Below are 13,167 nucleotides of genomic sequence, written 5' to 3' on the forward strand. Positions count from 1 at the left end.
GCACCGTCATGCGCCGACTGCTGCGAGTTCTCAAGAGTTTCTGGCTGATCTCCCTGCTGCTGTGGGGACTGGGCGTGCTGGCATGCCTGTGGTGGATCCCCCGTCTCGGTGGTGGACTCGAGCGGTTGGGAGTTGCGGTCGCCATCCTTACCGCGCTGTGGCTGTTGGCCGTGGTCCTGCGCAAGTACCGCAAGCTGCGCAACGAACGCGGCCTTGAAAGCCTGCTTCAGCTCGAGGTCGATCGCGAAGCCGCCAGCAGTGACGCCGGCGACTACGACGTCCTGCGCGAGCGTCTGAAGACGGCGCTTGGGGTGCTGAAGGCGCGTGGTGGGCGGCGCACCCATCTGAGCGAGCTGCCCTGGTACCTGGTGGTGGGGTTGAGCGCCTCGGGCAAGACCTCGCTGCTCAGCCGCTCTGGGCTCGACTCCAGCGTCGCCGCCTTGTCGGGGGACGCCGGCACCCAGTACTGCGACTGGTACTTCGGCAGCGACGCCGTGATGATCGACACCGCCGGGCGCTATATCACCGAGGACCAGCCCGCACGTGCCTTCGCCGACTTCCTGCGCCTGCTGGCCAAACGGCGCAAGCGTCGTCCGATCAATGGCCTGGTGGTGGTGGTTGACCTGCCGCAGCTGCTGGAGGCATCGCGTGAGCGCAATCACGCCCTGGCCGAGCAGTTGATCGAGCGGATCAACACCTACTATCACGCGTTGGGCGCCACCCCCCCGGTCTATCTTTGCTTCAGCAAGGTCGACCTGCTGCCTGGCTTCAACGAGACCTTCGACAGCCTCGACGAACAGGCGCGGCGTCGCCCCTGGGGCATGACTTTTTCGATATCGGAGATCCGCGGCAAGGGTGTCGGTGCACTGTTTCAGCAGCGGCTGGCCGGCATGAGCCAGGCGTTGAGGCACCGTCTGGCGCAGCGTCTGCGTAGTGAAGAGGTCGAGGTCGACAACGCGCTGTTGCGCTTCCCCGACTACATCGCCGAAATACAGGGGCGTCTTCAGGACTTCCTCGATCCCTTCGACCTGACCATCAGCGGGACCACGGCACCACTGACGCGGGGCGTCTACTTCACCAGTGCGCTGCAGCAAGGTGAGCGCCTGCTACCGATCTTCGATGATCAGGTGAAAGAAGACTTCGCCCTGGGCCCGTTCAGGCCGGTGTCGGAGCAATCACTTGCCCAGGATAGGGGCCCAAGGCTCGACAAGGCGCCGGCGCAGCCGGTCGATATCCAGGAGCCGGCCCCCGTTGCCCAGCGCAGCTACTTTATCCAGGGGCTATTCAAGGACGTCGTCATCGCCGACCGCAATCTGGTCGAGCACTACAGCCGTCATGGCCGGCGGCGCAACGCGACGCTGTGGGTCTCCTCTCTGGCCGCGGTGACCGGGGTCGCCCTGCTGGGGTATCTCGGCTACGGCTACTGGACTCAGCGCGAGGGCCTGGCGGCGTTGCAGGGGCAGGTCGATGATGCCGTGGCCGAGCCTCCCGGGGTGCGGCTTACGCTGTTGCATGACGAACTCATTGGACTCAAACGGACGGACGCGCAGGGCCGGCCTTTCTGGCAAGGCGACGTCTTCGCCGTGCATCGTTCGCTCGAACCCGGCGTGGAACACGCCTACCTGACGATGCTTGAAGCCCAGGCGCTCAAGCCGGTCCTGGCCAGCCTGCGCAACCGGTTCGAGGCGATCGGGGTGATGGCCGACGACGTTGGCCTGGAGACCCATATCGACAGCGCGGCGGTGCTTGGTCAATTGCCCGGTGTCGCCAGTGGCGAGGGGACGACTGCCGACTCGGCTGGTGAGGAGGGCTCGTTGCTGGCAGACGGGCGAGAAGCACTGGACGATCGGCGCGACAGTATCCGCGACCGCCTGACCTCGCGCCCATCCCTTGGCAGTGTGCCGCGCTCGCCGGGGGAACTGGCCAGCCGCTTGCGCGGGGAAGTCGATTATCGCCTGCGCGGCAGCGTCTCCGATGCGTACTGGGGGGCGCGCATGCAAGGCCGGGATGCCCTGCGCGAAGGCGCTCGCAATGCCTGGCGCGATGGTCTGGAAGGTCTCGATGATCTGGCTCACAGCGGTCCCGCGCTGGGCCAGGGCGGTTCGGCGATCTCTCAGGCGGCGGTCAATCGCCTGGCGCCGTCCCAGGTGGCCCAGCTGATCGAAGGCTATGACGCCCTCAAGCTTTACCTGGTGTTGACCGGGCCACAGCAGCATCCCGAGGCCGACTTCGTTCGAGTGGCGCTGTATCAGGCGTGGTTGGCACTCGCCGAGGGTGGCGAGGTCGAGCACAAGGACCCGCTCATCCGCGACAACGTCGAGTTGTACGCCAGCTACCTCGAGGCCGGCACGGCGCCGGCTCTGGCACGTGACGAGCTGCTGGTAGCCCAGGCCCGTGCCGACCTCAAGGCCTTCCTGATCGACAATTCGCCTGCCGACCGCGAGTACCTGCGGCTGCGCCTGGCGGCCCAGGCCCAGTTCCCGCCGCTGACGCTTGCCGCCATGCTGCCCCAGGACACCCAGGAACTGATGTATGCCAGCGAGTCGGTGCCGGCCTTCTTTACCTATCGAGTGTGGCGCGAGTTCGTGCTGCCCGAGCTCAAGGACACCCTGGCGTCGGAAATCAAGCAGGAGCGGGACTGGGTGCTGGATGGCGAGACCGAACAGGACGCGGAGATCGCCAAGGCGCGCTTCGCCGATGCCATCCTGCGGCGCTACAAGCGGGACTACCTGTTCGCCTGGGAGCGCTTCCTGGCCAGCGTCGGCATTCGTCGCTTCGAAGGACTCGACGTCTCCCGTCAGCAGCTGACCCGACTCAGTGACTACCAGCGCTCACCGATCAAGCAGGTATTGCAGGCGGTGGACGCCAACACTCGCTGGGACAGCCCGAGCGTCGAGCAGCGACTGGCGGCGGCGTCGGCGGACGACGCGGCCAGCACCATAGACGGCGACATCCAAGGCAGTGCCACAGGCGAGGGAGGCGAAGGCGACGGCCCCGGGGTGTGGCGGCGCACCGTCGACTGGATCAGCCAGGACGGCAGTGACACGGCCCTGGCGGCGCTGGACTCGACGGACCTGCTGGCTGTCCATGATGGCGTGCTGGCGAGCTACTTCAGCCCGGTGGGCAAGCTGTTCGACAGCGATCCGGCCGATGGCAATGACGCCTCCCAGATGGATCGCTACCTGCTGCTGTTGCGCCAGTTGAAGGTGCGTCTGGACAGCATCCAGCGTGGTGATCCCGGCAAGCGTACCAAGTTGCTGGTGCAGGAGGTGATCGACGATCGCCCCAACGAGGTCACCGCACTGCGCAACTACGTCTCGGCCAATATCGATACCTCCCAGGACGAGCTGGTGCAGGCATTGTTGCGGCTGTTCCGTGACCCGGTGTCATTTTCTGTCGACAGCCTCAACGGGCCCATCGCCGGTTATCTGGCGGTGGCCTGGGGTGACCAGATTGCCACTCCCTGGAACAGCATGGTGAGGGGGCGTTATCCGGTCAATGACTCCGCCAATGAGGCCTCGGTGCGTGATCTTCGCCTGTTTGTTGACCCCGAGACAGGGCTGTTCACCCAGTTCGAGCAGGCCGAGGTCGGCAATCTTGGCGAGGCCTGGCAGGGGGACGAGCCGCTGGTGGATCCGCGGATCACCGAGACCATTGCCGGTGGCACCCAGGTGGGCGATGTGCTGGCGAGCCTCGGCGATGTCGAGAACGGCTTCGAGATCATGATCCAGCCGGCCCCCAACCTGACCTCGATCAGCCTGACCATCGATGGCCAGGAACAGGTCTACCGCAATGGCCAGCAGACCTGGCAGCGCTTCACCTGGCCCGGCGAACCGCGCCGTGCCGGGGCCAAGCTGGACGTGGTGACCTACAGCGGCATGCACGTGAACGTCTTCGACTTTCCGTCGCGCTGGGGGCTTCTGCGGATGATCGACTCCGCCGACGTCACCAACCTCGACGGCGTGCGCCAGCGTTTCACCTGGTACACCGGCGCGGGTCCGGTCAGCTTCGTTGCGCGCAACTTCGGCGGGGTCAAGCTCACCGACCTGAAGAAGGTACGCCAACTGCGCGTACCGACCCTGGGGGCCCGATGATGAGCACCACCACCGCCGGGGAGAGCCAGGCATGATCGGATTCTTCGGCAAGGCACCGAGCAGCGCCGATTTCGTGGCCAGCAACGCCACCCACAAGGACGTGCGCGAACTGGACGAATGGGTCCAGGGCGCGCTGTTCCGCCTGGCCGAGAGCGAGCCGCAGTGGGAGGCCCTGTGCGATGCCATGCCGACCTGCTTCTTCCACTTCCGGGCGAGCAACGGCTACTGGCTGCTCGGGGGGATCCGCATGTCCGGCGACGCCAGCGGCCGGCGCTACCCGCTGCTGATCTTCCAGCGTCTGGCGGTCGCGCCGGAAGCCGAAGGCAGCGTCGGCGTACACACCCTGAGCGAAGTGTTCTGCAACCAGATCCGTGCGTTGTTGCAGTGCGTTGCCAGCGGTGTCGCCGACGTTCAGGTATTGCACCAGCACCTCGCCGAATGGCGCGGACTACGCGAGGCCGACCTCAATCTGCACCAGCGTCTGCTCGAACGTTACCTCCAGGACGTGCGTTACCGCGATCTGTGCGAGGCCCTGTCACCGGCCTTTCCCGAGTTCGCCGGCAACGCCTTCGCCCTGCGCATGCAGGCCCTTCGCGAGGGGATCAAGCACGGCGAGCCACTGCAGGCGGTGATGCCGCTGCCGGCGGAGCGCGCGCTCAAGCGGCCTGCCGCGGATCTGTGGATGCACTGGCTGGAAGGGAGCCATCAGCGTGACAGCGCCGGCAAGGGCAGGCACCAGGCCAAGGCCAGCCTGCTGGTGGATGACTTCTTGCGTCCAAGACTCTGGCGCTTTGCCACGGCGGATCGCGATGCCCTGCGGATGGTGATGAATCTGGCGCCAAGGCTGTCGCGGCTGGACATGCTGGAACCGATCGAGGCGTTCACTCCTGTCCAGCCTGCCGACAGCGTTCCCGCAGCGACGCTCGACATGAAGACCTTTTTGGCACGCCTTCCCGATGGGAACCGTGCCAGTAAACTGGATGGGGCCCCGTTGTGATCAAGCGACTGTCACTGTTACTGCGCAAGTACCGCACCTATGCCATGGCGCTGGCCTTTTTCGCGATGATCTTCGTGATCTGGGGACTGGGCGTGTGGTGGGGGTTCTCCTCTCTGGGCAGCGTGCTGGCTGGCATCCTGTTCTTTCTGGTGGCCTCGGCACTGTATCTGCTGCTGCTCTACCGCGGCGTGGATCGCCAGGACGAGGTGGAATCCGCGCTGATCCAGAGCGCCGATGACGCCGTGCTGGGCGCCTCGCCAGAGGACCGCGAAGAGGTCAGCCTGCTGCGCGAGCGACTGCTGGAAGCGCTGGAGCGAATGAAGAAGGGTGATGGTGGCAAGGGGCGCAAGCGCGATCTGCTCTATCGGTTGCCATGGTATCTGGTCATCGGCCAGCCGGCGGTGGGCAAGAGCACCCTGGTCTATCGTTCCGGTCTCGATTTTCCCTTCGCCGACCGTGAGCACGCGCGGATCGCCGGCGTCGGTGGCACCCGACACTGTGACTGGTTCTTCAGCAGCGAGGCGGTACTGCTCGACTCGGCCGGTCGCTATACCGCCTCCGAAGAGGACGCCTCGCGCTGGCGGGCCTTTCTTGGCCTGCTACGCCAGCATCGCCCGCGGCGGCCGCTCAATGGCCTGATCGTGGCGGTCAGCATCGACGAGTTGATCGGTCGTCCTGCCCCCGAGCGTGAATCGCTGGTGCTGAGGCTGCGCGAGCGCCTGCAGGAGACCTACGATCAGCTCGGGACCGTGGTGCCGATCTACCTGGTGTTTACCAAGAGTGACCTGATTCCTGGTTTTCGTCAGTTCCACCACCAGCTGGCACCGACAGAGCGTGACGAGGTGCTGGGCTGGACCTTTGCCCACCAGGACTTCGAGACGGCTAACTGGGCCGGGCGTTTTGGCGAAGCCCTTGATGGCCTGGTGAAGCGCTGTCGCACCATCGGCGAGCAGCGCCTGGTCGAAGGCGACATGATCCATACCCGTGACGATCCGGCGGCGCTGGAGTTCCCGCTGGAGCTGCGCGCCCTGGCGCCGTTGCTATCCAGCTTTGCCGGGTCCCTGCTCAAGGCCAACCCCTATCAGAGCTCACCGCTGCTCAGAGGCTTCTACTTCACCAGTGCGCTGGCTGATGGTCAGCCCGCCATGGGCGAGCATGCCCGGGCGGTGGAGAGTCGCTTCGGGCTTGCCGCCAGTCGCGGTGTCACGGCTCCCCAGGACGGCAAGAGCCTGTTCGTGACCGGCCTGTTCTCCCAGGTGATCCTGCCTGACCAGCACCTGGTCGGACTCTACAGCGGTCCCAATCGGGAGCGTCGGCGCCAGCTACGCTGGTGCTGGGTGGCGCTGGCGCTGGCGGCGGTGATGGTCAGCGGCTGGGCGCTGTCGTTCTCGCGTAACGCCGACGAACTCGCCGCCATCGACACCAGCCTGGCCGAGGCGCGAGTGGCCGATGGCCAGCACCTCGATGGCTACACCCGCTGGGAAGCGCTGGACGCCCTGCGTGTCGGCGTCGCCCACTACGTCGAACGCGATGGGCAAGGCGCGCCCTGGTCACTGGGGATGGGCTTGTACCACGGCGATGACATCTCGCCGGCGCTGCGCAAGGCCTACTTCGACGAGATCGAGCGCAGCATGCTGCGCCCGGTGGCCGACAACCTGGGCCAGGCGCTCTACACCCTGCCGACCATTCCGGTGTATCGCTCGGGGGAATCCGAACGCATCACGGCGATCGACCTGCCCAATGTCGAGCCCAACGCGCGTCCTGCCGACAACAGTCCTCAGGCGCTGGCCGACTTCGGCAATGCGGCCCTCGGCACCTACGTGGAGCTGTCGCGTACCCCAAGGCCCAAGGTCTCCGAGGCGTTGCTGCGCCAGCGCCTGCCGGACTACTGGTACCCAGCGATCAGCGCCCATGACACAGGCGAGCGCGATCCTCGGGATCTCGACTTTGCCAGTCGTCAGATCGCCTTCTATGCACGCCAGATAGAGGCACCGGACGTGCCACGCATCGACGACAACTCGTTTCTGATCTCGTCGAGCCGCAACTATATCGACGGCCTGCTGGATCACTCCTTGCGCACGCTGGAGACCATCACCCTGGAGTCGGACACCTTGTTCTCCTTTGGTCGTGCCGACTTTGCCGGTCTGCAGGCGGCGGGGCAGCAGCAGCTCAACCGGATCGCCGAACGCCTGGTCAACACCCCCGGTATCGGGCGCATCACCATCACCGGGCACGCCGATCAGATCGGTTCTGCGCAGACCAACAAGCGTCTATCGCTCGAGCGCGCCCAGACCGTACGCACCTACCTGATCGGCAAGGGAGTCACACCCGAGATGGTCGAGGCCGTCGGTGCCGGCAGCGAGCGCCCCCTGGTGCAGTGCGAATCACAACTTGGCCGCAGCGAACGGATTCGCTGTCTGGCCCCCAATCGTCGGGTGGAGATCGCCGTGCGTGCCTCGAGCTGAGCACGCGGGATCTTCCGTTCCGTCGGCAAGACGGCATCGCTTCCCTCACGGGCAATAGAGGGGGTGGGTCGCAAGGGCAGCAACAGAAGCCAGGATGCTTCTGGCGGTAGCGTGCCCGGTCACAGGCCCGTGGAGGCGATCAGCGATCGTCGCCCGCAACGCCTGATTTTCACCATCGCAATCAAAAGGAAGACAACACATGGCATTCGATGCATACCTCAAGGTCGACGGTATCCCCGGTGAAAGCCTGGATTCCAACCACACCGACTGGATCGAGCTGCTCAGCTTCGAGTTCGGCGCCAGTCAGTCCACCTCGGCCACCGCCAGTTCCGCCGGTGGTGCCTCAGCCGAGCGCGTCAATCTCAGCGAGTTCGCCATCAAGAAGTTCATCGACAAGGCGTCTCCGAAGCTGTTCGAAGCCTGCTGCCGCGGCCAGCACATCAAGGAAGTGGTGCTGCAGGTGCACCGTGCCGGTGGTGAGCAGGTGCGCTACGCCGAAGTCCGTCTGGAGGAAGTGATCGTTTCCTCCACCGAGATGGAAGGCATGTCGGGCTTCTCTGACACCGGCAGCGGCGGTGGCACGGACTCCGTGCATGACTCCCGTCACGACCTGCCGACCGAGGAGATCAAGTTCAACTACTCGCGAATCAAGGTCACCTACACCCAGCAGAAGCGTCAGGACGGCCAGGGTGGCGGCAACATCGCCGGTGGCTGGGACCGTACCCGCAACCGCGTGTACTCCTGATCAACGCTTGGGAACGCCTGACATCTGCTGGTTGAAGAGACGTCGGGCGGGTTACGGCCATGGGGCAACCCATGGCCGTGCTTCCCGGTCAGCCCCTCGAGCCCGTGGTGTTATCTCCGGGGGCTGACCAGGAAGCCAGGCCAGAAGGCCAAGGAAAGCAAGCCAAGGAAAACACGCCAAGGAAAGCAAGCCAGACCACAAGGCCGGACCAGGACGCCTGAAAGAACACCGCGGAACCCGGCTGCCTGGGATCGATCATCGAGGACGACACCTCATGGTGGACGCCGGTGACGGCCACCAGTGACGACTACCAGAACCACAAGCGCCCGGGGCAAGGGATGCCCCCGGTGTGACCTTAGATGCAGGAGACAACGCCCATGGTCGATGAATGGAATCGCGAGGCCCTGCTCGCGCCGATCGGTGAGCAGGGAGTAGGGGAGGACCTGAGCTTTTCGCTGGTGGTCGACGAGATCAAGGAAGCACGGCGAGCCGACCCCAGCTATCTAAGCCAGGGTGACTGGCAGTCGGACCTCAAGCGCGCCGACTGGAATGCGGTGATCGCGCTGTCGTCTCAGGCCCTGGCCGAGCAAAGCAAGGACCTGATGCTGGCCGGCTGGCTGTGCGAAGGACTGGCCCACCGTGACGGCTTTGCAGGCCTGGCCTTTGGGTTGGAGCTGGTGGCGGCCCTGTGCGAGACCTACTGGGGGGGGCTCTATCCCACCCTGGAAGAGGGTGAGGAAGAACGTCTGGGGCGCTTCACCTGGCTGGACGACACCCTGGCGTCGATGGTCGGCAGCATCGCCCTGCTCGATGGTCAGGGCGGGGCTCAGAGCAGTGATCACGGCTATGGCCTGGATCGCTACGAAGAGTCACGCCAGGTAGAGAACCTGGCGCGCAATGACCCCACCGTCATGGACGAAGCGCTCAAGGAAGGCAAGATCAATGCCGAGATCTTCCAGCGTTCGGTGGTGCTGACAGACCCCGAACGACTGATCGAACTCTACCGCCATATCGAAGCCTGCCTGCACGCGCTTTCGGCGCTGGACGACGTGCTGGTCGCCCGGCTCGGAGACCTGGCGCCGAGCTTCAGCCGACTTTCGACGGTACTCAAGGACTGTCTTGGCTTGATCGAGCGCCTGCTGGGTGACAAGGGCGTTCGTCTCGACGTCGTCGAGGATCCAGCACAAGACGACAGCATCCCGGAACACTCGCCCACACCGCAGGCCAGCACCCCGGCGCGATCTCAACGTCCAAGCGGCGCGCTTCGCACCACCCCGGAGACCCGCGAAGAAGCCTTTGCCATGCTCGGTGCGGTAGCCCAGTACTTCAAGGCCGCCGAGCCCCACAGCCCGGTACCTTATCTGGTCGAACGAGCGGTGCGCTGGGGGCGGATGCCGCTGGAAGACTGGCTGCGTGACGTGATTCGCGAGGACAACGTCGTCGACAGCATCCGCGAAACCCTGGGCACCCAGACCAGAGACGAGCACAGCTCATGAACCGAGGGGACAGGGATTCAAGCAGGGCGTCGCTGTACGACCGCCTCAGGCCACGGCAATCGACCCTCGAGCAGATGGCCAGGCAGCAGGCAACGCCAGCACCGGAACGGCGCTACGACCCTGACCGGCTGAGGGTGATCGATGGCGTGGCGCTGACCTCGGCGGGACTGGTGGGGTGGGGGAATGTTCCAGCACCTGCGGTGCCTACACCGTTGGAAGGCGTCCAGTCTCCTGGTGGGAATTGCTTCCTGTGTCATAAGGTCGTAGACACGATACCTATTGCTTCATCGCCGGATGGACAGGCTATTGATCAGAAGACGACGCGACTATTGGAGTTGGTACATTCTCTGGCGTTGGAAGCTCTAGATTTGTTGGATAAAGCTCCCAAAAATGCGATCTCTGATATGGGGTTCGATATCGCAGTGAGTTTTCCATCCGATGGCCTTGTTAGCACTCACGCATTTCTTGAGTACATTAGGGAGCTGCTGAAAGCATCTTCTTTTTATCAGAGTATGGGTAAGTTGATATGCCTTGATAATAGCATTGGTCTGCACGCGGCAGTTGCCGCGTCGGTGCTAACTAGTCCCTACATACTCTGGATTAGTGCTGACTCTTTTTGCTCGAGCAGTGGGGTCATCCAGCTTGAGCAGCAATCGCTTTTGGCGAGCCCACCGCGCTATAAAGGCACGCATCCAGGGGAAGCATGTGCAGCAGTGCTACTTCAGCGAATCGAGGGAAATAGCAGCGCTTTCCAAGATGGTTGGTGGCTTAGTCCATCGGTAAATTTACACCACAGTGCACGAGCACAGCAGTCCAGACGATCGCGACTGGATTGTATGAGAGAACTCCTCAATACAGTTTCTTCAGATTTAGTTGATAGCGAACCTTCCGTTGCGATTGCTGATGTCGGAAAACTACCGGAGAGGGTGTCCGATGTATGTGCTGCGTTACTTGATCGCTGGGGCCATCCTGACACTATCGAAGATATTTACTTTACGGATAGCTTCTGTGGCTGGTCGGGTAGTGCTCTCAATGCGGTTCAGATTGTCTTGGCAATTGCTGCCTTGACCGAAAAAAAACACGCTGGCAGTGCACTAATACTTGAAGTAGCAAGCGAGACAACGAGTGGTACTGCCTTCCTCTTGCCTTGTAGCGCCGTTGCCGAGGGAGTCGGCGGGGTGCAATCACAACGTGGGGTATAGACATGTTCAATTCTGGTGACGGCATCATCGTCCTGGGCGATACCACCAGCCACGGCGGCACCGTGGTCAGCGCCCAGTCCAACTACCTGCTCAACGGCACCCCGGTCGCGGTGGTCGGGGACATGGTGGCCTGCCCGCAGAAGGGCCATGGCGTCTGCCCCATCGTCGAAGGCCACCCCACCATCACCCTGAACGGCAAGAGCGTGGCCTTTCACGGCTGCCACACCGCCTGCGGCGCGACCTTGATCTCGGCTTGTGGTGGCGTCCACGGACTCGGCTGACAACGCCCTTTTTCGCTCGCCGTCGTCGCCAAGGAAGGCCCTTCGGGCATCGCAGCAAAGGACAAAGGCAATGAATAACTCATCGTGGTTGGACAAGATGCTGGCGTCGTTCGACGTCAGCCTGTCGCAGCATCAGCGGCTAGTCACCCTGGCGCTGGAGGGTGTCGAGCTGATCCCCCATCGTCTGGTGGGTGAGGAACGTATCTCGCGGCCGTTTCGTTACCGGCTCGACGCCATCTCTCAGTCCGGCAACATCGAGCTCAAATCGCTGATGGCCAGACCCGCGACACTGTCGATACGCCAGGCCGATGGCCAGTATCGGCAACTCTCGGCGCTGGTGGAGTCCGCCGCGCTGCTGGGCGAGGACGGCGGCGTCTACTACTACCAGTTGAGCCTGGTTCCCTGGCTGACCATGCTCGAGCTTGGCCGCGACAGTCGCATCTTCCAGGACCACAGCGCCATCGAGGTGATCGAGCGGGTGTTTCAGGGCCACGAGGTGGCCCACGGCGGCTGGCGCTTCGATCTGAGGCGCGAGTACCCGGCGCGCAGCTACTGCGTCCAGTACCGGGAAAGCGACTACCACTTTGTCAATCGCCTGATGGAGCAGGAGGGCCTGTTCTATTACTTCGAGCATCTGGGCAACCCGGAAAATGACGGTAAGAACGCGGGCGAGAGCGAGAACGCGGCGACTGGCGCTGCAGGGCTCGGTCATCGGCTGGTGATCACCGATGACGTGGCGACCTGCGATGCGGTCGCGCCTCACCAGATCCGCTTCCACCGCCAGGACGCCACCGAGACCGAGGACGCTATCACCCAGTGGGGCGGACGGCGACAGCAGCAACCCAACCGGGTCAGCCTTGGCACCTTCGACTACAAGCAGCCAAGGCTGATCAAGCGAACCTCGCTGGACACCCTGCACAATCAGGGCAACCTGACCGACCAGGAGGTCTACGACAGCCCTGGCGAGTACTACTATCGCGACCACTTTCGCGGCGAACGTCTGACTGCCAACCGGCTCGAAGCGCTGGAATCAAAGGCCAAGCGCTTCTTTGGTGCCGGTGGTGCCCGCCAGCTTCAGGTTGGACGTCACTTCGAGCTGACCCAGCACGAACGCCACCAGCACGGCGACAGCGACGAGCGCACCTTTCTGTTGCTGGGCCTTAGCGTGCACGCCGAGAACGCTCTGCCGGTGTCGGCCCACCTGACCACCCTGCCGGGCAGCCTGCAGCAGGAGCTTGATCATGCCCGCCGGGCCCACGGCCTGGAAGACGAGAGCCTCCACCGCGACGACTATCAGCGTGCCGGGACCGGCCACTACCTGGTCGACTTCGAAGCCCAGCGCTTGAGCCAGCCCTACCGTTCGTCGCTCGATCACCCCCGTCCGGTGGTCGGCGGCCCCCAGACCGCCATCGTGGTCGGCCCCGAAGGTGAAGAGATCCACACCGACCGGCTCAATCGGGTCAAGGTGCAGTTCCACTGGGACAGGCTGGGTGGCAATGACGCCCAATCGAGCTGCTGGCTCAGGGTCGCCCAGCCCAACGCCAGCGGCGGCTGGGGCGGCGTGTTCGTGCCACGCATCGGCCAGGAGGTGATCGTCGACTTCCTGGAGGGTGACCCGGATCGCCCGCTGGTCACCGGACGGGTCTACAACGGTGACCAGCGTCCCGAATGGCACTCCAACGGCCTGCTGTCGGGCTTCAAGTCCAAGACCTACCGGGGCGGCAAGTACAACGAACTGGTGTTTGATGATGCCACCGATCAGGAGCGGGTACGCCTTAACTCCGAGCACGCCAAGAGCCAACTGAACCTGGGCTACCTGATCCACCAGCAGGGCAACACCAGGGGCGCCTTTCGTGGTACCGGCTTCGAGTTGCGCACCGACGCCTA

General features: G+C 64.0%; 8 protein-coding genes. All 8 read left to right on the plus strand.

Annotated elements, in window-relative coordinates; genetic code table 11:
• Positions 1-8: 8 nt before the first annotated feature.
• A complete protein-coding gene (locus RBB39_RS11950; RefSeq protein WP_045991879.1) occupies positions 9-4,094 on the plus strand; it encodes a type VI secretion protein IcmF/TssM N-terminal domain-containing protein in 4,086 nt (1,361 codons plus the stop codon).
• A gap of 31 nt (positions 4,095-4,125) precedes the next feature.
• Positions 4,126-5,091, plus strand: coding sequence for a type VI secretion system-associated protein TagF (gene tagF / locus RBB39_RS11955; RefSeq protein ID WP_052704275.1), 966 nt, complete (start codon positions 4,126-4,128; stop codon positions 5,089-5,091).
• Positions 5,088-7,556 (plus strand): type VI secretion system membrane subunit TssM, encoded by a 2,469-nt coding sequence (gene tssM / locus RBB39_RS11960; RefSeq protein WP_239452516.1) that lies wholly within the window; start codon positions 5,088-5,090, stop codon positions 7,554-7,556. The genes tagF and tssM overlap by 4 nt, the downstream gene beginning before the upstream one ends.
• 199 nt (positions 7,557-7,755) lie before the next feature.
• Positions 7,756-8,301 carry a type VI secretion system tube protein Hcp gene (locus tag RBB39_RS11965; RefSeq protein WP_045991880.1) on the plus strand — a complete coding sequence of 182 codons (546 nt, stop codon included), beginning with the start codon at positions 7,756-7,758 and terminating at the stop codon, positions 8,299-8,301.
• Between the two features lie 377 nt (positions 8,302-8,678).
• On the plus strand, positions 8,679-9,797 hold the full coding sequence (gene tssA, locus RBB39_RS11970) for a type VI secretion system protein TssA (protein WP_052704276.1): 1,119 nt from the start codon (positions 8,679-8,681) through the stop codon (positions 9,795-9,797).
• Positions 9,798-9,871: 74 nt separating this feature from the next.
• Entirely contained in the window at positions 9,872-10,999 is a 1,128-nt protein-coding gene (locus RBB39_RS11975; protein WP_253028669.1) for a hypothetical protein, read from the plus strand.
• Positions 11,000-11,001: 2 nt separating this feature from the next.
• Positions 11,002-11,280: a PAAR domain-containing protein gene (locus RBB39_RS11980; RefSeq protein ID WP_045994986.1), complete on the plus strand. Its 279-nt coding sequence runs from the start codon at positions 11,002-11,004 to the stop codon at positions 11,278-11,280.
• 70 nt (positions 11,281-11,350) lie between these two features.
• On the plus strand, positions 11,351-13,167 hold a 1,817-nt coding region (locus RBB39_RS11985), incomplete at its 3' end, for a type VI secretion system Vgr family protein (RefSeq protein WP_306169105.1).

Source organism: Halomonas sp. MMSF_3323 (genome assembly GCF_030733595.1).
Taxonomy (GTDB): domain Bacteria; phylum Pseudomonadota; class Gammaproteobacteria; order Pseudomonadales; family Halomonadaceae; genus Halomonas; species Halomonas litopenaei.